Here is a 342-nt window from a genome sequence, read left to right as displayed (position 1 = left end):
GAGAGCGAGCCGGGCTATCTCGCGGTCGCCGACGACTCGCTTCCCACCGGTGGGGAGCTCGACGTCCAGACCCACATCGACGCCTCGGTGGCCACCGGGCTGGATCCGCAGCTGGCCGATCTGGCCGCAGCCTGGCAGCTGATGTCTTTGGTCTACGAGACTCTGGTCACCATCGGCCCCGACTTCGAGATCGAGCCAGGGCTCGCGGAGAGCTGGGAGACACCCGACGACACCACGTACGTGTTCCACCTGCGCGACGGCGTCCAGTTCTCCAACGGCCGCGCGATGACCGCGGACGACGTCGTCGGCAGCCTCGAGCGGCAACTCGAGCTCGGATCGGTC

General features: G+C 68.1%; 1 protein-coding gene. It reads left to right on the top strand.

The features are described 5' to 3' along the window. Positions 1–342 (top strand): ABC transporter substrate-binding protein (locus ELR45_RS09010; protein WP_240759352.1); only part of this gene is annotated, 342 nt, incomplete at both ends.

It is taken from the genome of Phytoactinopolyspora endophytica (assembly GCF_004138495.1).
GTDB lineage: Bacteria > Actinomycetota > Actinomycetes > Jiangellales > Jiangellaceae > Phytoactinopolyspora > Phytoactinopolyspora endophytica.
Note: the sequence above shows the minus strand (reverse complement) of the source record. Positions and strands in the feature narration are given on the sequence as shown.